Genomic DNA, 24952 nt, shown 5'->3' on the forward strand with positions numbered 1-24952 from the left:
ATGGCCGGATCGACCAAACCATCCCTGCCTGCCCGGCTCCATATTTTTGCGCCTCAATGGGGCGCGAACATTTCCGAGGCTGCACAAAAACTCGGTTCAGTTTCGCCAACGATCCATACCGATGCCGTGGCGGCTTACGAAGCGGCTGCAAGCGACCACAATGCCGTCATCGTGCTCGAAAATGATGGCAGCTACGACCTGGTCGAGCTGCTCACCCGTGTCTCTGGCACAAATCCATCCATGCCGGGCATTGTGGTGGGCAAGAATATTCCGGTCCTTGCGGTTAAACACATCATCACCCTTGGCCGGTGGGATATGCTTGACGCCCCTGTTGAGCATGAACCGCTTCGCGATGCGCTTCAGCAAATCTGCCGCCGCGAAGACGCCAACAGCGACAGCGCTGCTGGCAAATGCTGGACAGTGACCGGGTCCGTTGGTGGCTCGGGAGCAACACTCGTCGCCGTAGAGCTCGCCTATCAGTTCTCCAGGCGCGAGAAGAACAACAAGGTCTGCCTGGTGGACCTCAACTTCTTCGACGGCGCATGCGCGTCTTATCTGAACTGCCCATCAAATCTGAACCAGGCGGCCCTCACCCAGCCTGCTGACCGGATCGATGACGCGCTGCTTCAGGCATTCATCACGCGCCACAAGAATGGTATTCACCTTCTCTCGGCTGGACGCTCCAGCCGCATGTGGAATTCCATCAAGCCGGAATCCATTCTCAAAGTGCTCGAAGTGGCATGCAACTCCTACGACATGGTCATCATCGACATGCCGCGCTGGCCTACGCCATGGTCGAATGCCGTTGTAATGGGCTCGGACGAAGTCCTGATCCTGAGTGAGCTCACCGTTCCCGCACTCCACGCAGCGCGTCATCGCGCCGAGGAACTCGAAGACGGCACTGACGGTCTCGCCAATCCACTCATTATCCTCAACCGGATGACGAAGAAGGTATTCGGCAATGCCGTCACGGTTTCGCAAGCCGAAGAAGCCATCGGACGCCACGTATTTGCTTCGGTTTCATCTGACTGGGAGGCGGCCCTCTCATCTGTGAACTTCGGTCAGGCGGTCGGACAGACCAAGCCCGGAAACAAGATTTCCAAAGACGTTGCGGAAATCATCACCCGCCTCGAAGAGGGCGCCGAGACGGTCGCAGAGCCCAACAAAGCAAGGAAGCGTGCATAATGGCCCGGTTCTCCCTCCTCTCCAAAGCGCAGAAATCCCTTCAGGAAGACGACCAGACGATTGAAGAGGCGATCGAAGCGCTTGATGCTGATACGGCTCCGGCGCCGACACCGGCCTTTCCCGCCGATGATGCGGAAGACGTGAATGACATCCCGACAGACGAGTCCGAAGACGAAGCTCCATCCTTTGATCTGCTCGATGCCAAATTGCGGGTTCACAACAAGCTGATCGACGAACTCGACCTCTCCATGCTCGACAAGCTGGACGAGGACGAGATGAAGAAGCAGGTTCGCCGGCTCGTTTCTGAAATCGTCCGCGATGAACGCATCCCGATGAACCAGGCTGAAGTCGCGACCTTCGCTGAATCCGTCTATCACGAGATGACGGGTCTGGGTCCGCTAGAGCCTCTGCTGGAAGACCCCTCGATCTCCGACATCCTGATCAATGGCTACAATCAGGTCTATGTCGAACGCCGGGGGGAGCTGGAACTCTCGACCGCCAAGTTCCGCGACAATGCCCACCTTCGCCGCATCGTCTCACGCATTGTGTCCGCCGTCGGCCGCCGCGTTGACGAAAGCCAGCCGCTGGTCGATGCCCGCTTGCTTGATGGGTCGCGTGTCAACGCCGCCGTCGAGCCGGTCGCGATTGATGGCCCCCTGGTTTCAATCCGGAAGTTCTCGAAGAAGCCGCTAACGCTCGACAAACTGATTGAATTCAAGGCAATGCCAAAGGAAGTTGCCGAATTCCTTCATGGCGCCGTCAAGTGCCGCGTCACCGCGATCATCTCTGGCGGTACAGGCTCTGGTAAGACGACACTTCTGAACGCCCTCTCCAAGGCTATCAGCCATAAAGAACGTCTCATCACCATCGAGGATGCCGCCGAACTTCAGCTCCAGCAGCCGCATGTCGCCCGCATGGAAACCCGCCCTCCGAACCTCGAAGGCAAGGGCGAGATTCGCCAGCGCGAGCTGGTAAAGAACGCCCTGCGGATGCGCCCCGACCGCGTCATCCTCGGCGAGGTGCGGTCCGAAGAAGCCTTCGACATGCTTCAGGCCATGAACACCGGTCACGAAGGCTCTATGGCGACAATCCACGCCAACAATCCGCGCGAAGCCATCAGCCGTCTCGAACAGATGGTCGCCATGGGCGGTCTGCGCATCTCATCCGAAGCGGTTCGCGGCCAGATCGCATCGGCCATCGGCATCATCATCCAGGCCCAGCGCCTGTCGGACGGCTCCCGCCGCATCACGCACGTCACCGAGGTAACCGGCATGGAAGGCGAGATCATCCAGATGCAGGACATCTTCACCTTCAATCGCCTGCGCACCGAAGAAGACGGCACGGTCGTTGGCGAATTTCGCGCGTCGGGCTTGCGTCCGAAATGCCTCGACGAAATGCAGCGCCGGGGCGTTCACCTGCCGCTTGAATATTTCGACCCTTCCGAGCCGATGATGACGGTGCCGAAGTAAACGTATGGATGTTTCGGCCGTCATATACGTGCTGGCATTTGCATCCGCCTTCATGGGAATGCAGGCGGCGTTGGGCTTTGGCAAGACAGCCCTCGCCAAAACGAAGATCAATCAGCGCCTGAAGGTCAAGGAAAGCCACGCCTCCGTCGCAGACCTCATTGTGGAGCTGCGCCGCCAGCGCGGCCTCGATCGGGACGGCAACCAGACCATGGCCGTTCGCTGGTTCAATGATCTCGTCACGCGGTCCGGTCTGACGTTTAACCCGCCTCAATGGGCCGCCATCGCAGCAGCGGTCGCCGTTGTATCGGCAGGGGCCAGTTTCTGGTTCATGCGCAGCTTTCTCGTCTCCGGCGGCGCTGCACTGGTGGCTGGTCTCGTGCTTCCAATTCTGTTCCTGAAGATGAAGGCCGGCGCGCGTGAGAAGTTATTGGGTGCGCAACTGCCGGACGCCTTGGAGATCATTGTCCGCAGCCTCGAAGCCGGACACCCGGTTCCGACAGCCGTCGCGCTCGTCGGTCGCGAGATGCCAGACCCGGTCGGGTCCGAATTCGGCCTCGCCGCCGACGAAATTTCCTACGGTTCAAGCCTGGAAGAAGCGGTGAAAAAGCTAGCGGAACGAACCCGCCAACCCGATGTGGAACTGTTCGCAGCTACCGTCCGCCTGCAAGCCAAGACCGGCGGCAACCTCGCAAGCCTTCTCAAGGTCAATGCCGCGACCGTGCGCGCGCGCCAGAAAATGCGCCTCAAGGTGAAGGCAGCCTCCTCCGAAGGGCGCGCTTCAGCGATGATCCTGACCTCGGCGCCATTCATCGTCCTGATCACGATGCACCTGCTGACACCGCATTTCTATGGCGAAGTGATCGACCAGAAGATCATCCAGTATGGTCTTGGCGGTTGTGTGCTGTGGATGGCCGTCGGCAATCTGGTGATGCGCAAAATGATCAACTTCAAGGTCTGAGGCGGTCGAGATGGATCCCGAATTCATGACACAACAGACCACGGTCATCACCATCATCATGATCGTGATGGGGTCGGTCATGCTGGTCCTCGGCAGCACTGTATTCCGTTCCGTTCGCGACAAGAACCAGCTCAGCGACCGGCTGCGCGTAAATGGTGAGAAAAAGCCCAAGGCGCGCACATACCCGGCCCAGTCGCGCAACACACTGATTGAGTCGATTGGTCGAAGGTTCAGCGATCCCAATTCGGAGGACCTGACCAAGCTGCGGCAACGGCTCATGCAGGCAGGCTTCTACTCCAAGTCGGCCCCGTTCCTCTTCATCGGCATCCGCTTTGTTGCGCTCTTTGTCCCGCAGATACTACTGCTTGCCACCTGGTCAATGTACGACCAGTACATGCCGCAATACGGTCTGCTCATGGCGTCGGTTGCGCTCGCTATCGTCAGCTTCGTCGCGCCCTCCTTCATTCTAGATAAGCGCATTTCAAAGCGAGAAGACCAGTACCGCGAAGGCTTTCCAGACATGATGGACCTGCTCGTCGCTTGCGTTGAGGCTGGCCTCAGCCTTGATGGCGCAGTCCAGCGCGTTGCAGAGGAACTCGTGCAAAGGTACCCTAACCTCGCCGACCATCTGAAAATCATGAACCTCGAAACCCGGGCGGGCCGCGCGCGGACAGAAGCATGGAAGAACTTCGCCGATCGACTGGGACTGGACGAAGCCCGGGCGTTGTCCACGATGCTGAAACAGTCCGAGGAGCTCGGCACCAGCGTCGGCGAAACCCTTCGCGTCTTCGCGGGTGATATGCGAGAGAAGCGCATGCTATATGCGGAAGAAAAGGCGCTCGCCCTGCCCGCTAAGCTCGTCGTTCCGCTGATCCTGTTTGTGTTCCCGTCATTGCTGACCGTTCTGATGCTGCCTGCTGCCGTCCGTATCGCAGACGTCATGTCGCAGATCTGATCTCATTCTGCCCGAATTCATGCCGACCAGCATGCCGTGATGGGCTCAAGTCCGGCCCGCGTCTTGGCGGCCGATGAGCGCCTTTATTGCTCTGACGTTGGTACGGTGTGGCTCGACGTCTCGTCACCAAGAATGACCTCAACGGTCGACGATGTCGAAGCGCGACGCGCGAGTGGCTTCGGCCCACTCGGTGCACGAACAACCGGTTTCGGCTTTTCATCCTTGCCAAGGCTGACGGCTTCGGCCTCGAGGAAGTCCTCATCGGCACTGCCGCGTAGCGCAAGCGACAGCTCTCCCAGTTCAATCGCGACGGATAGCTGCTGGGCTTGCTCAAGCGTAACGGCCAGGGTCGCCGTCTTGAAGACACTCGGCCGGTTTTCGACCATGTCGTCATTGAGGTCCACGCCCAGCACCTCAACGTTCTGCAGCAACACTTCCGCCATCGGCTGAACGACGCCCTGCGAGGTTTTTTGCTGGTCCAGATAGGCTCGTCCGTCATCTGGACTGCGGTAAAGAATGACGTCCACCCGGTCGCCAGGCAGGACAAAACCGCCAACGCCTGACTGGTCATTGGTGCGGACGGAATAGGCTCGAAGCCCGGGTTTGATCTTCGCAGACAGAGATCCTCTCAGCCCTTCGGACAGGAGCATTTTCTCTGAAAGGATGTCGCCCGAGGCGAGTTCGATCAAGGTCAGACGACCCTCCGATTTATCCCGAAAAGCCTCCAGGTCAGAAACAGAACCGGGCGGAATTTCTGGAACAGGTCTGGAAACGACTTCGAACCAGTCTTCTTCCAGCCGCACGCCGCGTGGAATGTGTCGAACCGCGACAACAACGTCCTGTTTCTGCACTTCCGCCGGCGCATAGGAGATCGGCTCAGCCTCGTTCGAGGATGGCTGGATGAACACTTTTGCGCCAACGATTGCCGCCAGTCCGCATGCACCCGAAATAGCCATCGTCACAACAGGAGAAAGTTGCATCCTGGTCGCCTTCTTAAACGTCTGCCGACGATACCCCTAGCGAAATGCCTTTAAGCCTATTGCAAGCGCGACCGCGCAATTCAGCGGGCCAGATTAACCAAGCCCTATCGACTCCCGTGCTAAGGAAACCGTTCAGTGACAAGGGCGGCAGGGATTTTCAGCGGGTGAAGTTTTTGCCTTTTTGTGCGACGGAACTAGTTTCTGAAATCGTTGTACGTTCAGCACCATCATGCCTTCGGAACGGATTGGCCGGGCCCCGCCGCGATTATGGAACGAGACGTAGAGATCAGACCAGTGAGAAAATCCTTTTCAACGATCCTGTTCGCAGGGGTACTACTGGCCAGCCTGTCTGCATGCGGTGACAATAGCGCCAGCGGTGACGCGGGCGCCCAACAGCGACCGCGCGGTGACCGGGCTGTTCAGATTGTGCCCTATAAGGTTACCTTTGAAACGCAGGTCACGCGTGTCGAAGCCGTCGGCACAGCCCGTGCGCGCTCATCGGCCACGATCTATCCCGAAACCGCAGGCGAAGTGATCGAAGTCAATTTTGAAGCCGGTGACCGCGTCGAGAAAGGCCAGGTCCTTCTGCGTCTGGAATCCCGGCAGGAGCGACTGGCCGTCAGCCAGGCCGAAGTCGATCTCGCCGATGCCAAGCGTCTTCAGGCCCGTTATAGCGGCCTCAGTTCGCCCGGCGCGATCGCACAAAACGAGCTGGATCGCGCTGATGTCGCCTACAAGGCCGCAGCAATTGAGCTCGACGTCGCCCGGGACGCCCTCGCTGACCGCACGATCCGCGCGCCATTCTCCGGCTATGTCGGTCTGACCGATATCGACCCCGGCGCCCGTGTCACGACCGCGACCACAATTACACGCATTGATGACCGGGAGGTTCTCTACGTGGATTTCCCGGCGCCCGAAGCGACGTTCAGCCAGATCAAGGCGGGCGACACAATCACCGTTCAGCCTTTCTCGAACCCGGAAGCGTCCTACGAGGCGGAAATTCTCACGACGGACAGCGCCATCGATACAACCACGCGCGCCTTCACAGTGCGCGCCACCATCGACAATTCCGACGACTTGCTACGCCCCGGCATGAGCTTCCGCATCAGCTTTGAAATTCCCGGCGAAAGCCTGCCCTCCGTGCCAGAAGCGTCCATCGTCTGGGGCGGCGACGGTGCCTATCTCTGGGCGGTTGAGGATGGTCGGGTTGAACGTGTTCCGGTTACGATCGTTTCGCGAACTGAGGGCAAGGTGCTGGTCAGGTCCGACATAAAGGAAGGCGACTGGATTGTTGAAGAAGGCGTCCACAAGGTTCGTCAGGGGGCGCCCGTACAAATGCCTGACCAGACGCAGAACGTTGCTCGCTCCGCCGACCAGGCAGACCGCGCCATCGGAGGCGCACGCCCGTGATGCCGCCCGGGTCTGACCTGCCGGGAATTTCGGTCCAACGTCCGCTCCTGGCGGCCGTCCTCAACCTTCTGATCGTCATTGCAGGTCTCGCGGCCATTCTCGGCGTTGAAATCCGCGAACTACCGGATGTCGACCGGCCCATCGTCTCCGTCCAGGCAACTCTTCCCGGGGCGGCCCCAGAAACCATCGACGCAGAAGTCACAAGCATTATCGAGGGCGCCGTATCGCGCGTATCGGGCGTGCGCGAAATCGCTTCATCAAGCGAGGAAAACAATGCCCGCATGCGGATTGAGTTTAATCCGGGCGTTGATCTCGACACTGCCGCTTCTGACGTCCGCGAAGCGGTTAGCCGCGTCAACCGGCAGCTTCCGGAGCGCGTCGAAAACCTCTTCGTCACAAAGGCAGACAGTGACGGCCAGCCCGTCCTGACAATCGCCGTCGTCGGCGACAGGTATAGCGAAGAAGAACTCACGCGGATCATCGACAATGACATCATCCCCGAATTCCTCGCCATTGATGGCGTGGCGACGGTCAATGAGTTCGGCACGCGTTTACGTCAGATGCGCGTGGTCATGGATCCGCTGCGCCTCAGCCGCTTCGGCCTCACAGTAAACGATGTCGCGACCGCCCTGCGGCAGGCGCCGTTCGACGTGCCGGTTGGCAGCTTCCGCTCGGTCGATCAGGAACTTATCGTTCGCGCCGAAGCCACCGCGGCAACGCCCGACCTCATCAAGGACATCATCATTCGTGACAATACGCGCATCGGCGATGTCGCCGACGTCACACTCGGCCCGGCCGATGCGGAAAACTTCCTGCGCCTCAATGGTGAACCGGTCATTGGCCTCGGTATCATTCGCCAGGCCCAATCCAACACCATCCAGATCTCAAACGCCGCCAAGCAGAAGATCGAAGCGCTGAACCAACGTTTTGACGACATTGAGCTCCTGGTTCAGTCAGATGATGCTGTCTTCATCGAAGCCTCCGTGAAGGAAGTTCTGACCAGCCTCGCCATCACGGTCCTCATCGTTGTCGCGACAATCTGGCTTTTCCTTGGTTCGCTAAAGGCCACGCTGGTGCCAACCGTTGCGATCCCGGTCTCCCTGATCGGGACGGTCGCCGGTATCTGGCTGATGGGCTTTTCCATCAACCTGCTCACCCTTCTCGCGCTGGTTCTCGCGACCGGTCTCATCGTCGATGACGCGATCGTCGTCCTCGAAAATATCCAGCGAAAGCAGTCTCAGGGCATTCGCCGCCGCGCGGCTGCCATGATCGGTGCCCAGCAGGTTTTCTTTGCCGTGATCGCCACCACCGCCGTCCTCGTCGCGGTGTTCGTGCCGATCTCTTTCCTGCCCTCAACAACAGGACGCCTCTTCCGGGAGTTCGGCTTCGTCCTGTCGGTCTCGGTTATCATCTCATCCTTCGTTGCGCTGTCACTGGCACCAGCGATTTCATCGAAATTTCGGTTCAGGGCGCTTGATGCCAAGGACACGCGCCTTGAAGCCTTCGGTCGCAAACTGGTGAGCGGTTACGAAGCCGCCCTCACCACCTGCCTCAACCATCCCTGGGTTGTTGCACTCGTCAGCATTCTCATCGCTGCGGGCGCTGGCTTTTTCTACACCGGCCTGCCGCAACAGCTTGTGCCGGACGAAGACCGCGGCGTCGTCGAAGTATTCGCCCAAGGGCCCGATGGTGTCGGTCTGTCCTATATGGAACGCCAGGCGGACCAGATCGAAGATATCCTCCAGCCCTACTTCGAAGACGGAACCATCGAGTCCATCTTTACCGTTGTCGGCCGATATGACCCGAACCGCGTTGGCGTGACTGTTCGCCTGGCGGACTGGGGAGATCGCGACCTGTCCCAACAAGACCTGATCCGCCAGCTGCAAGGGCCGATGTCTCAAATTCCCGGGTCGCGCGTGTCGGTGTTTGGCCGCTCCAGCCTGAGTGGGGGTCGCGGCGGCCGTGGTGGCGGCCTGCGTGTCGCGCTGACAGGCAATGATTATGATGAAATCTACGTCGCGGCTCGGGAAATGGCCCGCATCATCGAAACCCAATCGGATGTGCTCTCAAACGTCGAGATTTCCTACCAGCCGACCCAGCCGCAACTGTCGGTCCAGGTCGATCGCCGCCGCGCGGCTGACCTCAATGTCCCGCTGAGCGAGATATCCGTGACGCTACGCGCGATGGTCGATGGTGAAGACCTCATCGACCTCAATGTCGAAGACCAGGCCATTCCGATCATCCTTGAGTCCGAGACCAATGCCATCCGAAACCCCGGCGACCTCCAGAACCTCTACGTCCGCTCCACCAATGGCGACCTTGTGCCGATTTCGACGCTGACAACCATCCGCGAGGAGGGCGTCGCTGCTCAACTCGACCGAACCGAACAGCGCCGCGCCATTCAGGTCGACATCGATGTCTCATCAGCCGTGCCGCTTGCTGACGCGATCGACGAATTACGCTCCATTGCCGCCGAGACACTGCCCTCGAACGTCAATCTGCTTCTGCGCGGCGACGCAGAGACGCTGCAGGAAAGTAATCGCGACCTGATGCTGACCTACGGTTTTGCCTTTGTGATTGTCCTGCTTGTCCTGGTCGCCCAGTTTGAGAGCATTACCAGTCCGCTGGTCATCGTCCTTAGCGTGCCGTTTGCGCTGGCCGCAGCGGTTTATGCCCTGCTCTTCACTGGTGGTTCCCTCAACATTTACTCGCAGATCGGTCTCGTCATGCTGATCGGGTTGATGGCGAAGAACGGCATTCTGCTCGTCGAGTTCGCCGAGCAACTTCGCAGCCAGGGCCGCAATGTCCGCGATGCTGTCCTCGAAGCGGCCACGATCCGCGTTCGCCCGATTGCGATGACCGTCATCTCAACCGTGCTGGGCGCCCTTCCCCTCATCCTTTCCAGCGGGGCCGGCGCCGAAGCACGCAACGCCATTGGCTGGATCGTGTTTGGCGGACTTGGCCTCGCGGCTTTGTTTACCCTGTTTCTGACACCCGTTATCTATCTCGGCATTGCCCGCTTCAGCAGTGCACGCTCTGAGGATGAAGACGCGCTTATGAAGGAACTCGAAGACGCGGCGGCCAAAGGCCAGGCAAAATAAGCGCTGCGCATCTCAGCGCCGCCAGATCACGCCTTTTCATCAATGTCCATTACAGAACTCGACCAGTCAAAACTCTCATCGAACGCCTGATACCTCGCCGATTCAAGAAAGCGCGTTAAGCGTTTGGTTGTTTGATGCCGGTATGCCTCAATCTGCTGCAAGTACTGGAGGAGTCGCAATTTGAGCCAGATGGCACTCATCGGATTGGCTGTACCTGGACTGGCCGGTTGCCTGACGGCAATTTTCGTCGGCTTCTGGTACTATAATCGCGAATTCCGCGCACCGATCTGGATCGCGCTTGCCTTTGCATTGAGCGCCATTGGCTTCTGCTTCAGCAATTTTCTCCTCGGCAAGGACACGATGGCGAATGCCATCCTGAACAATGCGATCTACGGTGTGGGTAACATTGTACTGTTCCATGGTATCTGCCAGGCCTTCAACCGACGCACACCCTGGGGCGTCCTGTCGGCGCTGGCCCTCGCCACCGTTGTCGCCGCAGTGGCGATCCAGGCGACCGGCATCGGCCTCAATTACCGCATTCTGGTCACCAACATCACGCTCGGCCTGATGCATGCTTACGGTCTGTTTCACCTACGCTCCATCTGGAGAGAACACTGGACAGGCAGCGCAGTCGTTATCGCCATCACGCTGAGCACATTGAACTTCATGATGATCTCCCCGCTGACCACGTTCGGGCCAGAAATCACCGGCGATAGCTTTTTTGCGTCGGCCTACTGGCTTTCCATGAATGTCGTCACGATCCTGTCCATTATCTCGGTGGCGGGTGCGCTGATTTCGGTGTGCGTCAGCCACAACCTTCAGCGTATACATGACGATGCCAACCAGGATTTCCTGACAGGCCTGCAAACGCGCGGCGCTTTTGAGCGGGCTGCGCAATTTTACAGCTCAAGACGGTCCGGGCGATCAGCAGCCAGCCTCATTCTGATCGATATCGATCACTTCAAATCCATCAACGACACGTTTGGGCATGCAAGCGGTGACGCCGTCATCTCGGCAATTGGCAGGCTCATTGGTGGCCAAGTCCGCCGCTCGGACATTGCTGGCCGGGTCGGCGGCGAAGAATTCTGCCTCCTGTTGCCGGGTACGGACGTTAGCGGTGCCAAGCGCCTGGCCGCACGACTGAAGAGTCATATGCGAGACCTCGCTTTCCCCGAAATCGGGACGGACCAACGCGTCACCGTGAGTTTCGGGATTGCTGAATTCGGACAATCCAGCGCATTTCACGAAATTTACGCTGAAGCCGATGCCATGCTTTACTTTGCCAAGCAGCGAGGACGCGACCGCATCGTTTGTGCCGAGCGGCCCATCGATGCCGGCACTCCTATCAGGCGTGAATCACTGATCGTTCCATCGCCTGCTCGCACAGCCTGATCCGCCTTCATACGATCGCTCTGACCCTAGGTGACACTTGTTTGCCGCGCGTCAGTGATGTTCATGAGGGACGAACGAACAGGAGAACCCGATGTCAGAAAAACCAGAAAGCGTTGGCAATGAAGTCCTCTACGAGGTCAAGGACCACGTCGCTCTCATTACGCTGAACCGCCCGGACAAACGCAATGCCGTGAATGGCGCCGTCGCATCCGCACTTGGATGGATTTGCGAAGAGACAGAACGCGATGACGACGTCCGCGTCTGCATTCTCGCCTCGTCGCTTGAATCAACCTTCTGCGCTGGCGCTGACCTGTCGGAAATCTCCAAAGGCAATGCCCGCTCCCTTTCGACCAAAGAGGGCGGATTTGCTGGCTTCGTCCGTTTCCCACGCAGCAAACCCTGGATCGCGGCTGTGCGCGGTAATGCCCTCGCGGGTGGGTGCGAACTACCGCTCTCATGCGACATGATCGTGGCAGCGGACAATTCGCGCTTTGGCCTGCCCGAAGTGAAACGCGGCATCTTCGCTGGCGCCGGCGGCGTCTTCCGCCTGCCACGTGCCCTGCCCCGCAATATCGCGCTTGAAATCGTCGCAACCGGTGACCCGCTGTCTGCAGAGCGCCTGTATCAGCTGGGCCTCATCAACCGCATGGTTCCGTCCGGCCAGGTGCTTGGAGAAGCCCATGCGCTGGCCGCACAGATTGGCGTAAACGCACCTCTCGCTGTCCGCAAAAGTCTCGAAGTCGCGCGCCAGGCCTATGACGGCACCGAAGACGACCTCTGGAAAGCCTCCGGCGAAGCAGCGGCTATCGTTTTCTCCAGCGAGGATGCCAGGGAAGGCCCCCGTGCCTTCCTCGAAAAACGGGCCCCCGTCTGGAAAGGCAAATAGCCCTCCACGATGGCCTCCAATCAGGAAACCGCTGATTATATCCTCGGCCAGATCGAAGGCGCAGGAGCGGTCTCCATCAGGAAGATGTTCGGCGAATTTGGTGTCTATTGCGATGCCAAATTCGTCGGCGCCATATGCGACAATACCCTCTACCTGAAACTGACCGAACCCGGCCGCGCCTCTGCCCCGGACCTCGACGAAGGATCTCCCTATCCCGGGGCCAAACCGCACCTCGTTATCGACGCAGACCTGCTCGAAGCCACACCGCGCCTGCACGAGTTGATCCGCATAACCTGGTCTGCCCTGCCCGCTCCAAAACCGAAGAAGAAAAAATCGACCAAAGGTTAAATTTGATGCTTTCAGATTAAGCTGGCATTGAGTGGTCCCCCCTTACGCTCCGCAATCTCACGACTGCTTACGGAGCGCGCCCATGCCCCTCCAATTCGCCTGCGTTTCTGCCCGCCTTCGTCAGCTTGCGGCTGGCGCCGCGCTAGCATTGAGCCTTGCCGTCTCCGGCTGCGGACAGATTCTGAGCGATGATTTTTCGGCCGGGATAACCGAGAAGGAATGGTCGAGCGGCGAGGTGAAAGACCTCATCCAGAAAGCCGCAAGCCACAAGAAATTCCAGACCGCGCTCCAGGGCGATTTCGCTGACCTCTCACCCGGCGAGATGACGCTGGTTGGTCTGGCTTACCGCTTTGCCTGGGGTGTGGATCAGAACTGGGAAAAAGCGCTCGGCCTGCTCGGACAGGCCTGCAATGCCGGCCAGAACCGCGCTTGCGCCTACACCGCCGAGTACTTCATCATGAGTGAAGGCAGCGCCGCCGACTATGGCCTGGGACTGCTGGAGCGCATCTGCGCCGAAGGCACGATGACCGGTTGCTATATGCTGACCTGGCAATATTCGACCGGCAAATTCCTTCCCAAGAACCCGTCGAATGCCCTCAAATATGCCGCAGCCTCCTGCGCCGACCCGAGCGAACTCTCCTGCCCCTACGCGGCCAAGCAGATTGTGGACTTCGACCTCGACCAGTCCCGCGCCTATCTGGAAGCGTCATGCGAAGCAGACGTCCAGCGCGCCTGCTACAATCTTGCTGACGGGTATCAGGACCAGATCTACGGCACTGAAACGAAGGAGCGAACGCTGCAACGTTTCGAGGCCGCCTGTGGCAAAGGCTTTCCCGGCGCATGCAACCAGGTCGTTTGGTACCACAATCAGGGTATCGCCGAGCCGCAGGACGTAGAAAGCGCGGTCAAAGTGATCGCACGCGGCTGTGAAGAAGATCGATGGGCAAGCGCCTGCGCACAAGTCGCCGACTATTACAGTGCCTATACCGATTACCTTTTACACGAACCTGAACTTTTCTTGCGGTACAGCACATCGGCATGCGCCTTTGGCGAAGTCATGATGTGCGACTGGGTCATCAACGCATACGATCACCGCCTCGCAGGCCGGGATGACCTCAGAAAGCAACTTCTCGCCGACCTGCGCCAGCTGTGCAAGATGGGCCGCCGCGGGACATGCGAGAAGGTGGCGGAAATCGAAATTGCTTCGCGCACATACCAGCCCTCCGAGGACGACAAACGCCAGGATATCGATGACCGGGCCTGCCGCCTCGGCGACGGTGAAGCCTGCCGCCGCGCCGGCTGGGACTATGCACTCGGGGAGAAAGGAAGACAGCAGGATGTCGAGCAGGCCGCCCTCCTCTTCATGATCGGTTGCGAGAACGGCTACGGCCCAGCCTGCGTCGATCGCGGATCGCTCTATGAATACGCCCTTCACGGCATGGAAAAGGACGTCGCCGAAGCCACGCTGATGTATCAGCGCGCCTGCGAACTCAAGCAGCCCTTTGCCTGTGACCAATATGAGCAGGCCCGCCAATCCATGAACTAGCGGCCGGCATTATCCTAACGGAAATCATTGCTCTGAATTTGTCTTCGGATACTCTCGGGAAAAACGACGGGAGGATAGATAGATGAGCCATAAGCGGATGATTGGCGTTAGCCTGGCGCTTTTGATGAGTGGCGGCGTGGCCGAAGGCCAGGTTCCTGATAACGCCCAGCAACCTCCAGAGTCGGAACGACCTGCGCCGCCCACGGCCGGAACTGCAACGCCAGCCACCGTGGCGGCCAACAGCGCCGTCGCCGAACGCCTGCCGCTCGATGACCAGAGCGATTTCGACGATGCCTCGCGCGGCCTCATCGCACAGATCGAGGGCGACGCGATCACCGATGATGAGGGCAACGTCGTCTGGTCGATTCCGCAATTCGATTTCATCTCGGGCGAAGCGCCAGCGACCGTTAATCCTTCACTCTGGCGCCAGTCCGGCCTCGCTGCCCAGCACGGCCTGTTCGAAGTCGCCGACGGCATCTGGCAGGTACGCGGCTATGATCTCTCCGTCATGAGCATCATTGAAGGGGACACCGGCTGGATCATCGTCGATCCGCTCCTGGTCAAGGAGACCGCGGCCGCCGGCCTGAAGCTGGTGAACGACACACTCGGCGAGCGGCCCGTGACCGGCGTCATCTACACCCACTCGCATGCCGACCATTTCGGCGGCGCCCGGGGCGTCATCAGCGAGGAGGACATTGAGGAGCGCGGCGTTCCGGTGCTGGCCCCTGCAGGCTTTACCGAGAGTGCGGTGGCCGAGAACCTCATTGCTGGCAATCTGATGCAGCGTCGCGCGACACTCATGTTCGGCAACACGATCCCGCGCTCGGCTGAAGCCGTTGTTGGAACTGGCCTGGGGCCTGGCCTGGCGCAGGGCACGACCGGGCTCGTCCTGCCGACCGAGGAGATCGGCGGCTGGGGCACAGTGCGTGAGATTGACGGGGTGACCTTCGAATTCATGGACGCTGCCGGGACCGAAGCGCCGGCCGAATTCATGTTCTACCTGCCTGAAAAACGCGCCCTCTGCACCGCTGAAGTCGCCACCGCAACCTTCCACAATGTGCTCACCCCGCGCGGCGCGAAAGTGCGCGATGCCCTCAAATGGAGCCGCGTCATTGACCGCGCCTTGGCAGACTATGGCGACCGGGCGGACCTTGTCTTCGCCTCCCATCATTGGCCGACCTGGGGCACCGCCAATGTCGAGACCTTCCTCAAGGGCCAGCGCGACATATACCGCTACGTCCACGACCAGACGCTGCGCCGTGCCAATGCCGGGGCAACCATGACGGAGGCCGCAGAATCCATTCCGGAACCAGGCTTCAGCCAGAAAGACTTCGCCACGCGCGATTATTACGGAACGCTGAATCACAACTCCAAGGCCGTCTACCAGTATTATTATGGCTGGTGGAGCGGCGTCCCGGCCGACTACCATGCGCTCCCCCGCGAAGACACGGCAGCGCGCTATGTCGAGGCAATGGGCGGGATCGATGCTGTCCTCGCCCGCGCCATCGACGCCTTCAAGGCCGGTGACTATCGCTGGTCCGCAGAGCTGTTCAATCAGGCTGTGTTCGCCGCCCCGGACGATCAGACCGCGAAGAACTGGCTCGCCGCCAGCTATGAGCAGCTCGGTTTCCAGGCTGAGAGTGGGGCATGGCGCAGTTACTATCTCGCCGCAGCAAGCGAGCTCAGAAACGGCCTGCCTGATGCTGGCGCGCCGAACCTTGGGAATGCTGACTTCCTCAAAGCCGTCCCGACGCTCGACTTGTTCGACGCGCTGGCCAGCCGCTACAATCCTGAGAAACTCACGCGCGATCCGTTTTCCGTCGGGTTTGAATTTACCGACACAGACGAAACCATCACGGTTGAGGTTGGCAGCGATGTCATCGTTCCCCGCTTGTCCGACGATACCGGCTCCACTGCCAGGCTGACGCTCAGCCGGGCAGACTTCAACCAGCTCATCCTGGGGGCAGCCACTGTGCCGGCGCTGATATCGGACGGCCGACTGTCGATCAGTGGCGATGGCAGCGCAGCAGGCGCGTTTTTAGCGGCGCTGGATACGCCCGATTTCTGGTTCCCTGTCGTGACGCCCTGAGCGATGTCAGTTTCTGACCGTATGCCCTCTTGCAGCCGGGCGAGCATGCGGCTAGTCAGGCAGGCTGTTGCGGAGAGGTGGCCGAGTGGCTGAAGGCGCGCCCCTGCTAAGGGCGTATACGTTTACGCGTATCGAGGGTTCGAATCCCTTCCTCTCCGCCAGCCAGTCTCCCCAAAATCAGCAAATTCGAGACGTCTCGAATTAGTCCCGACAAATTCGGGACTTGCGGGCCTTTACGCGCAAGGCGATGAATCTTGGTTGCTCCCGGCAAGCTGAGACTGGTTCGTATTCGTCTGACACCCCCCTTCAACCGGCCCACCACACCCAGATGAAAGCCAGCGCCAGCACCGCTTCGGCGATGGCTGAGCGGAAGATGCCTGCGCTGGCGCGTCGCGCCAGAAATTCGAATAGGCCGAGACCCGCGAGAGCGGCGCCGTGAGTTTGCTCATGCAGAGCGGCACCTAGAGCACGCCCGGCGGTGCAAGATCAGCAGTGCCTCTGCGGACCGTTCGCACGGTAACGCAGCCCGTCAACCAGCAGTGCGACCAGTCGGCGAGCGGCTGATGGATTGCCATCGCTTGACGGCATGCACAAGCTCGCGACGGCGCGCAGAAGATCATAGGGATTTGCATCCGGCCGTATGTCTCCGGCGGTGACGGCGGCATCGAGCAATCTTTGCAGCGCGGGCTCGAACCGGCTGTCGAAATAGGCTGGCAAGGCCTCGAATGCGGGGTCGCCCGAATACAGGGCCGCAGCCAGTCCACGCTTGGCAACGATGAAGTCGACATAGCGTTGCATCCAGCGGTCGAGCGCTTCCCCGGGAGGAAACGCTTTTGCAAGACTGGCTGCGGCGTCCGCGCACGCGTCAACCTCACTGCGAAACACCGCTGCAATCAGATCGGAGCGCTGGGGAAAGTTGCGGTAGATGGTCCCGACGCCAACCCCTGCCTTTTCGGCGATTTCGCGCATCGGCGCCTCGACACCGGATGTGGCGAACACGTCCCGAGCGGTGCGCACCAGTTTTTCGATGTTGCGCTGCGCATCGGCGCGCACGGCCCGTTCCGACGATTTTCCAGACATGGAATCTCCCATTTCATCAATCAACGCTTGTTAAACGGAACAACGTTCCGTATATAGGCGGAAGACTGTTCCGTTTAATACGCCGTCAGGCTTCAAAAAGCCAGCCAGGAAACAAGGAAACTTCATCATGTCGGACGAACGCATCGCTCTCGTAACCGGAGCCACTCAAGGCATTGGCCTCCAAATAGCGAAGGATCTCGTTGCAAAAGGACTGACGGTGATCGTCGGTGCGCGCGACCTTGAAAAGGGCAAGAAGGCGGCGCAGGAAATTGGCGGGCAAGCCCACGCCATCCAGCTCGACGTCACGGATGAAGCATCGATCACCCGGGCGGCCGACCTCATTCGCACCCGGTTTGGCCGCCTCGATATCCTGATGAACAATGCCGGGATCTCACGGGCAAAGCCGAACCAGGACTTTGCGGAGGCCGTCAGGACAAACCTGCTCACGGACGCGCCGCTTGCCGACGTCCGGACGGTGTTCGAGACCAATGTGTTCGGCGTCATTGCCGTGACGCAAGCCATGCTTCCGCTTCTGCGCGAGTCGCCTGCAGGCCGCATCGTCATCATCGGGAGTTCTGGCGCATCGCTGACGCTCAACTCCGACCCCGCCAATGATCATCGGCGGATGTTCGGCAATTATTCGGTTTCAAAGGCAGCAGCGCACGCCGTGATGCTTGCCTTCGCGCTGGCGCTCGAAGGCACCAATATCAAGGTCAACGCCGCCTGCCCCGGCTTTACCTCGACCGCGCTCAACAACTTCAACGGCACGCGTAGCGTCGAAGAAGGCGCACGCGAACCGGTCCGGCTTGCCCTGATCGGTGACGACGGACCGACCGGAACCTTCTCGGACGAAGACGGTCCGGTGGCCTGGTAAACGCGCGGACCTGAAGGGCGCGGCTCAGTCAGCCAATCGCGCCTGCAGGTCGCTCAAAAGCCAGCGGCCCGCCGGGCCAGGCACGCGATCGGCAAGATGGGCCGCGTAAATCGCCAACGGATCTGCATTCCCTCTGGTATCGTCATCAAGCGTGAGCCTGACCAACCTTCCTGCATCCAGATGCTCCTTCACGAGATGCTCGGGCATCCGACACCATCCAAAGCCCGCGAGTAGGAAATCCATGTGCCGTCCAAGATCGAGCCACATCAACCGCCGCCAGACTTTCAAATGCCAGCGTAATGCCGCTCTTCTTGAATGGCGGTAGCTACTGGCTGGATAGGGTCAGGAGCGCTAGCGATGATAAAGACTGGTTCGCGTTAGACTGACAGCACCCGTTCATCACGAAAACCATGGCCGAATGCGACTTACGCATTTGGCATGACATTGTGAGAATCACCACGCTCTAGAGCCGACATCAGAGCGCCCTACTCTGCTCGGCATGCCTCGCCCGGAGGTGCGACCGTACAGTCCATTGCTGCCCCCTTTTAATGGTATATCTTTATTACAAATCTCTGCCGTCGGTTCTCTAGACGAGCGTTGAACGGCGCCTTCCTCTAACAGCGAGGTACCCTATGCGGCCGCACATCGAATTCATTCAGGCCCAGCTCCTGCCCTGGCGCCGTATCCGAGAGGGCGCCGCCCGCCCGGACGTAGAATACAAATTCCTCAGCCGGGACCCGGAAACCGGAGCCTGCAGCGCGATCCTGCGCTATCCGCCAGGCTGGCGGCGCGAAGGCGACAACCGGATTGTCGCAGACGAGGAGTTCTACGTGCTGGAAGGCGAGCTGATCGTCGATGACGAGCACTACACCCACGACACGTATGGGTACTTTCCGGCCAGGCACGCCTATGGTGCCATGTCTGCCCCACAGGGCGCGGTCGTGCTGACCTTCTTCGACAAGGAGCCGGAGATCTATTCCGGTGATGAAGCGCCAGCAAAGTCCCATATCCGGATCGATGCCCTCCATATGCCGTGGGACATGACCCTCAACGATCCGAAACTGGCCCATCTCGGCATCTCAAGGAAAGACTTGCGAAAAGATCCCGAGACCGGTGAGCGCACCTTTCTCTCGATGATCCTGCCTCATTCCGAACCCCCAGGCCTTGAGGGACCGCAGGAATCCCACCCGGTCGTGGAAGAAGCCTATATGATTTCCGGGTCGCTCACCGGACCGCAGGGAACAATGGCGCCCGGTTCCTATTTCTGGCGCCCGCCAGGCATCCCTCATGGACCATTCGGGACACGTTGGGGCTGTGTCAGCCTGATCCGGTTCGTCGGCGGCAAACATGTGAACGTCTGGAGCAAGGGCAATGCCCCCTTCTCATTCAGTGCACCTTACGACCCAATTCTTCCGCCGGAGTTTCAGTCTTTCGCCTATGCGCCATGGACTCCGCCCCCGAGGTATTAGAGGCGGCTGGGTACGGCCCCTAAGCGCGCCTTCTTTACCGAAACCGAAACGCCATAGGCCGTGAGACCCGGGCAGGCTTCCGCCAATGGCGCGCAAGCGTGTTCGAAGGACTGGACCATTGATGTGGACGCCAGTTCAAGGCTGCGATTGGACTAACAGCACCCAAACCGCAACATGAGGTTCGGATAATCACGCTCTGTTTTAAGACAGTTGCGAACTGAATTTCCAGGCGCTTTCCGCTGAAACAAAACAATCAAGAATCCGTCGCAGGCACGTCATATGGACATGGTCTGCCCCGGCTCCAGTCACTGATGAGAAAGCTGGAGATCAGACATGAAACGGAACCAAAGAGCCCTTCTTCTTGGCTGTGGGGCAAGCATGGTATCGGCGATGGCGCTTCTGGCGAATGCGCAGGACGCCAGCGAAGCCGAACAGCGCCAGGACACGGTCGTCGTCTATGGACAGGCCCTCTCCCAGGCCCGCTCGGTCGAGGCGAAGCGCAACGCCGATATCATTGTCGACTCGGTGTCGCAGGACGATGTCGGCCGGCTGCCCGATCTCAACATTGCCCAGGCCGTCGTCCGTATCCCGGGCGCGGCGGTCCAGAACGACCAGGGCGAGGCCCGCTTCCCGATCATCCGGGGCCTCAACGCCACCTATAACCGCACCACGATTGACGGCGGCATCGTCGCCTCGCCGGAGCGTGGCTCGCTTGGCCGCGCCGTTCCCCTCGACCTCATTCCCTCTTCTCTCGTCTCGCGCGTCGAGGTCCGCAAGTCGATCACGCCGGATCTCGACCACAATGCGATTGGCGGCACGATCAATCTGGTCACCCGGAGCGCCTTCGACCAGAGCGAGCCCTTCTTTGTTGGCGGCGCCTATATCGGCGATTATGAACAGTCGGGCGAAGGCACCACGCTCGACGGCTCGGACAAGAAGACCACCTGGCGCGCCAATTTCGCGACCGGCACCCAATTTGGACCGGCCGACCAGTTCGGCGCTGTTCTCGGGGTCGACTACTCGATCCGGAACTTCAACATCCCGCAGATCGAAGTCGACGACGCAGACTACACCGAATTCGACGCCGATGGGGTGAATGTCGGTCTTGGTAATGGCAATGGCGTCGTCGTGCCAACCAATCACCGCCAGTTCTTCTACAATAACGTCCGTGAACGGATTGGTGTCGTCGGCAAGCTGGAATGGCGTCCGAGCGATACGCTGAGAACCGAAGTCGCCGTCGCCTATAATGAGTATAATGACGATGAGCGCCGCGACGAGCAGCGCTTCGAGTTCGGCACAGGGTCAGGCTCAAATCAGCCGGCCGTCATCCGAGAGCAGACAGACACGACGGGCGTTTTCGACAATGGGTTCAACATCATCGGCATTGGCCGGTTCACCCTGGACCGCCAGATCTTCAACAGCCGGGCCAAGGTCGACTGGGATTTTGCCCCTGACTGGAATCTGAAACTCCAGGGCGTCTATACGACAGCCGAACTCGACAATCCGGAAGTCACCGACTCTTTCCAGACCGATACCAGCCTCGGCGCCCGCTACGACATCTCCACCATCTTCCCGGTCACGCAGCCGCTGGATCCGGACGCCTTCTACGATCCTTCAAACTACATCTTCCAGAACCGGGGCACGCTGGACCGTTTTGCCGAGGACGACATTCAGGAATATACCGCCGACCTCACCTGGGACGCATCCGGCCTGCCAGACTGGAGCTTTGCAGGCGGGCTTCTCTTCCGCACCAGCGATAAGTCCGAAGGCCTGACCTTTGAGCGTTTCGTGGCCGGTGATGGCGTCACCTATACGCTGGACCGCGTCGATGAAGACAGCCTCGCAGGTGTCGACTATCAGGGCGGCTACCGCTTCCCTTTCCGCATCTCGATCCCCGCTTCCGATGCTGCGGCCGCAAGCGGAGATCTCGTCAGTGCTCTCACGGTCCAGAATGGCTCGTCCGCACAGGAAGACGTGACAGCGGGCTATCTCATGGGCACCTGGAAGAACGGACCCTGGACCGTTTCCGGGGGCCTGCGCCTGGAGCAGACCGAGTTTGAAGGCGCGCCGCGCGGCGGCGACGTCGTCTCGGGGGATTATTCTGATGTCCTGCCGTCGATCAATATCCGCTACAATCTCACCGACGATGTCGTCCTGCGGGCAGCAGCGTCCCGCACGATCGGCCGGCCGAACCTCAACCTGCTGACCCAGGGCGTATCGATCAACACCACCGACAATACGATTTCACGGTCAAATCCGGATCTGAAACCGCGCCAGTCGGACAATTTCGACCTCAGCGCCGAATGGTATGTTGGCGACGGCATCCTTTCGGCTGGCGTCTTCTACAAGGATATCTCCGACGAGATCTTCACGCAGACCACGGTCGGCGCGATCACGGTTGACGGCGTCACCTATGATGCCGTCACCCAGCCGGAGAATGCCGAAAGTGCCAAGATTCTCGGGCTCGAAATGCAGTATCAGCAGACATTCAGCTTCCTGCCGGCGCCCTGGAACGGACTTGGTGTTTCGGCCAATGCGACCCTGCTGGATACAGAATTCGTGGTCCCGCTCAGCGACGGGTCGACGCGTGAGACCGGCTTCTTCCAGCAGCCCGACAATACCTACAATCTCACAGCCTTCTATGCGACGGACGCTTTCGAGATCAGGGCCTCCTACAATTATACCGACAGCTTCATCGACACGATCACGCCGGACGATAACAACACCGATGAATATTGGGACCAGCGCGAGCAGGTCGACCTGCAGGCACGCTTCAATGCGAGCGACCATTTCACCATTGTCGGCGAGGTCCAGAACCTGACCGATAGCGGCCGGCGCGAACTGACCGGGCCGGGTGCGCGCTACCTGCAGGAAGATGCCGTCTTCGGCCGGACTTTCTGGCTCGGCGTCACTGCAAACTTCTAGGAGACCCGTATGTTTAACCCTATCCGCCTTGTCAGCCTCGCCTCTATCGCCTGGGCCCTGTCGGGTCCGGCCTTTGCCGAGCCGCTGCGCTATGAGGACATCCCGGTCTATGAGCCAGCCGAGCCGGTTCGGCTTGAGGCAGACCTTCTGAACACATGGGAAGCCCCGGAAGCACGCCAGGGCACGGCAGCCGATGAGGACGCCGTGTACGCCATCGTGAACCATGTCATAGCGCGCTATGACCGCGAAACCGGAGAACTCGAGGAGCGCTGGGTCGGCCCGCGAAAGGGCCTCATCCGGCATATCAATTCCTGTTTCGTCGACGGCGATGATCTCGTCTGCGCCAATTCCAACCACCCCGAAGTGCCTATGGCGAGCTCGATCGAAGTGTTCGACAAGCACACGCTCGAGCATCGCTCCAGCCACAGCCTCGGCCTTATGGATGAAGGCTCTCTGGTCTGGTTCGACCAGGTGAGCGATGGCTGGATTGCCGGCTTTGCGCACTATAATGACGAGACCGGCCTGCCCTACAAGACCAATGCCTATGCCGGGGTCTACAGCTTCGATTCCGAGTGGCGGAAGACCGGCGGATGGATGCTGCCCAATGCGCTAGTAGAGCTGATGGCACCGCAGGCCGCATCCGGCGGCGAGATCGGGCCGGACGGCCTGCTCTACCTCATGGGCCATGACCGCAAGGAAATTTATGTCGTGGCGAAGCCCAGCATGGGACCGAAGCTCATCCACGTCGCCACGATCGATATTGGGGCAGAGGGCCAGGCCTTTGCCTTCGACACGGACGGGTCCCGCCACCTCGTTGCCATTTCCCGCCCGAATGGCGAGATCCGTGAATTTGAGCTGCCAGAGATACCGCAAAGTGCCCTGTCCGATGAGGACACCACCCTTTTCAAGAAATAGCCGGCGCTCTGCTCCGGTTCGTGCATGGGCCGGGCGTAGAGGAGCCGCTGGTCTGGACTCAGACGATTCCGGCGCTCATGCCAAGAACTCTGCGGTCTCGACTTTTGTGTTCGCGGAATTTCGAAACGCGATACGCTGAGATCATGTCTATTGCTCCACCTTTTTGCTGGCGGACTTTTCCAAGAATGGGTGACACATCGGTTTTGTAGGCTGCTCTGAGAGCCTGAAAGGCCAGCATGGCGTCATTCGACTCCTGGGCCGCAAGGAGCGCCTCCCGGTCGACGAGAAGGGCTTTTGTATAGGCGGTCAGGATCGCATCCGCTGATGACATCATCGATTCAATCGGATCAGTCACATTGTGCGACTGATCGATCATATAAGCCGGAGAAAACCCATCGCGGGGATTGAGTTCGGCCTCGACGAGTTCGTTGAATACAAGAAAGAGCTGATGCGGGTCGATCGATCCAGAGTCCAGATCGTCATCGCCATATTTGGAATCATTGAAATGAAAACCACCGAGCTTTCCGAACCGATGTAGCCGCGCGACGATCTGCTCAATATTTACGTTAGGCGCATGATGACCGAGATCGACCAGGCAGTGGCATTTGTCGCCGAGCGTCTGCGCCGCGAGTATCGACGAGCCCCAGTCGGAAATAACCGATGAATAAAAGGCCGGCTCGAACATCTTGTGCTCAAGCAGCATGCGCCAGTCATCCGGCAGGGCCGCATAGATTTCGGCTGCTGATTCAAGATAACGGTCGAAAGAACGGGCGAGGTCCTGCTGGCCGGGAAAGTTCGTTCCATCACCGACCCACACCGTCAGGTCGGTCGATCCGAGCTTCCTGCCAATCTCAATGCATTCGATGTTGTGCGCCACGGCCTGCGCGCGGGTCGCAGCATCTGTCGATGACAACGAGCCGGTCTCATAGGAGTGGGCCTGGCCGGGTTGATTCTGGAATGTGTTGGAGTTCACGGCATCAAAGCCGAGGCCATAGGCTGCGGCTTCCTCGCGCAGGGCATCGTAATCATCCACCTTGTCCCACGGAAAATGCGGGCTCACACGAGGGGTCGCCTGACACAGTTGATTGATAACGGCGCAGTCTTCCAGCTTCTCGTGGATATTGGTCGGCTCACCCGGAATCGGGAATTTGGCGAAGCGTGTACCCCCCCGTCCGGCGCCCCAGGAGGGGATTGCGACCGTAAAATCTGCAACTTTGCGAGTGATCTCATCAATGTCGATTTGACCTCTCTTCAGTTTCCGTCCGAGCGCCTCATAATCTTCCAGTACCGCGTCGCTATTTTTAGCGTTCTGCTCGTGGATCAACTCATCAGAGATTGGCAATGTGTGTGTCATGATCTTGAAATCTTAC

19 protein-coding genes and 1 tRNA gene are annotated in these 24952 nt (G+C 59.6%); 16 read left to right on the forward strand and 4 right to left on the reverse strand.

The window, feature by feature from the left end; genetic code table 11:
• Genes WNY37_RS13720 through WNY37_RS13735 form a run of 4 tightly spaced genes read left to right on the forward strand, consistent with a single transcriptional unit; the run spans position 1 to position 4567 of the window.
• Positions 1-1185, forward strand: a complete 1185-nt coding sequence (locus WNY37_RS13720) for a hypothetical protein (RefSeq protein ID WP_342973957.1) — start codon at positions 1-3, stop codon at positions 1183-1185.
• Positions 1185-2654, forward strand: coding sequence for a CpaF family protein (locus WNY37_RS13725; protein ID WP_342973958.1), 1470 nt, complete (start codon positions 1185-1187; stop codon positions 2652-2654). Before WNY37_RS13720 ends, WNY37_RS13725 begins: the two co-directional genes overlap by 1 nt.
• A gap of 4 nt (positions 2655-2658) precedes the next feature.
• Positions 2659-3612 (forward strand): type II secretion system F family protein, encoded by a 954-nt coding sequence (locus WNY37_RS13730; RefSeq protein ID WP_342973959.1) that lies wholly within the window; start codon positions 2659-2661, stop codon positions 3610-3612.
• 25 nt (positions 3613-3637) lie between these two features.
• Positions 3638-4567 (forward strand): type II secretion system F family protein, encoded by a 930-nt coding sequence (locus WNY37_RS13735; protein WP_342973960.1) that lies wholly within the window; start codon positions 3638-3640, stop codon positions 4565-4567.
• Positions 4568-4650: 83 nt separating this feature from the next.
• On the opposite strand, the gene cpaB is transcribed toward WNY37_RS13735, so the two are convergent.
• Complete coding sequence (cpaB, locus tag WNY37_RS13740) at positions 4651-5547, reverse strand: Flp pilus assembly protein CpaB (RefSeq protein ID WP_342973961.1); 897 nt, start codon at positions 5545-5547, stop codon at positions 4651-4653.
• 294 nt (positions 5548-5841) lie between these two features.
• On the opposite strand from cpaB, the gene WNY37_RS13745 reads away from it, so the two are divergent.
• The 8 genes from WNY37_RS13745 (at position 5842) to WNY37_RS13780 (ending at position 16480) form a co-directional block, all read left to right on the forward strand.
• The gene (locus WNY37_RS13745; RefSeq protein WP_342973962.1) at positions 5842-6957 is read left to right on the forward strand and encodes an efflux RND transporter periplasmic adaptor subunit; all 1116 of its coding nucleotides are present in this window, start codon (positions 5842-5844) and stop codon (positions 6955-6957) included.
• Positions 6957-10058, forward strand: coding sequence for an efflux RND transporter permease subunit (locus tag WNY37_RS13750; protein WP_342974903.1), 3102 nt, complete (start codon positions 6957-6959; stop codon positions 10056-10058). Before WNY37_RS13745 ends, WNY37_RS13750 begins: the two co-directional genes overlap by 1 nt.
• Positions 10059-10247: 189 nt before the next feature.
• Positions 10248-11450 carry a GGDEF domain-containing protein gene (locus WNY37_RS13755; protein WP_342974904.1) on the forward strand — a complete coding sequence of 401 codons (1203 nt, stop codon included), beginning with the start codon at positions 10248-10250 and terminating at the stop codon, positions 11448-11450.
• Between the two features lie 91 nt (positions 11451-11541).
• On the forward strand, positions 11542-12336 hold the full coding sequence (locus WNY37_RS13760) for a crotonase/enoyl-CoA hydratase family protein (protein WP_342973963.1): 795 nt from the start codon (positions 11542-11544) through the stop codon (positions 12334-12336).
• Between the two features lie 9 nt (positions 12337-12345).
• On the forward strand, positions 12346-12684 hold the full coding sequence (locus WNY37_RS13765; RefSeq protein WP_342973964.1) for a TfoX/Sxy family protein: 339 nt from the start codon (positions 12346-12348) through the stop codon (positions 12682-12684).
• A gap of 82 nt (positions 12685-12766) precedes the next feature.
• Positions 12767-14230: a hypothetical protein gene (locus tag WNY37_RS13770; RefSeq protein WP_342973965.1), complete on the forward strand. Its 1464-nt coding sequence runs from the start codon at positions 12767-12769 to the stop codon at positions 14228-14230.
• Between the two features lie 82 nt (positions 14231-14312).
• A complete protein-coding gene (locus WNY37_RS13775) occupies positions 14313-16319 on the forward strand; it encodes an alkyl sulfatase dimerization domain-containing protein (RefSeq protein ID WP_342973966.1) in 2007 nt (668 codons plus the stop codon).
• A gap of 71 nt (positions 16320-16390) precedes the next feature.
• A tRNA-Ser gene (locus WNY37_RS13780) sits at positions 16391-16480 on the forward strand.
• 325 nt (positions 16481-16805) lie between these two features.
• Here WNY37_RS13780 and WNY37_RS13785 read toward each other — a convergent pair.
• Entirely contained in the window at positions 16806-17399 is a 594-nt protein-coding gene (locus WNY37_RS13785; protein WP_342973967.1) for a TetR/AcrR family transcriptional regulator, read from the reverse strand.
• A gap of 127 nt (positions 17400-17526) precedes the next feature.
• Here WNY37_RS13785 and WNY37_RS13790 point away from each other — a divergent pair, with 127 nt between their 5' ends.
• Complete coding sequence (locus WNY37_RS13790) at positions 17527-18273, forward strand: SDR family NAD(P)-dependent oxidoreductase (RefSeq protein ID WP_342973968.1); 747 nt, start codon at positions 17527-17529, stop codon at positions 18271-18273.
• Positions 18274-18297: 24 nt separating this feature from the next.
• On the opposite strand, the gene WNY37_RS13795 is transcribed toward WNY37_RS13790, so the two are convergent.
• Positions 18298-18516 carry a LysR substrate-binding domain-containing protein gene (locus WNY37_RS13795; protein ID WP_342973969.1) on the reverse strand — a complete coding sequence of 73 codons (219 nt, stop codon included), beginning with the start codon at positions 18514-18516 and terminating at the stop codon, positions 18298-18300.
• 389 nt (positions 18517-18905) lie between these two features.
• Between WNY37_RS13795 and WNY37_RS13800 the strand changes: the two genes are divergently transcribed.
• From WNY37_RS13800 to WNY37_RS13810, 3 genes are all read left to right on the forward strand, one after another.
• Entirely contained in the window at positions 18906-19742 is an 837-nt protein-coding gene (locus tag WNY37_RS13800) for a DUF4437 domain-containing protein (protein WP_342973970.1), read from the forward strand.
• Positions 19743-20075: 333 nt separating this feature from the next.
• The gene (locus tag WNY37_RS13805) at positions 20076-22667 is read left to right on the forward strand and encodes a TonB-dependent receptor (protein WP_342973971.1); all 2592 of its coding nucleotides are present in this window, start codon (positions 20076-20078) and stop codon (positions 22665-22667) included.
• Positions 22668-22676: 9 nt separating this feature from the next.
• Complete coding sequence (locus WNY37_RS13810; RefSeq protein ID WP_342973972.1) at positions 22677-23582, forward strand: hypothetical protein; 906 nt, start codon at positions 22677-22679, stop codon at positions 23580-23582.
• 58 nt (positions 23583-23640) lie between these two features.
• On the opposite strand, the gene rhaI is transcribed toward WNY37_RS13810, so the two are convergent.
• The gene (gene rhaI / locus WNY37_RS13815) at positions 23641-24936 is read right to left on the reverse strand and encodes an L-rhamnose catabolism isomerase (protein WP_342973973.1); all 1296 of its coding nucleotides are present in this window, start codon (positions 24934-24936) and stop codon (positions 23641-23643) included.
• Positions 24937-24952: the final 16 nt, after the last annotated feature.

It is taken from the genome of Henriciella sp. AS95 (genome assembly GCF_038900055.1).
Lineage (GTDB): Bacteria > Pseudomonadota > Alphaproteobacteria > Caulobacterales > Hyphomonadaceae > Henriciella.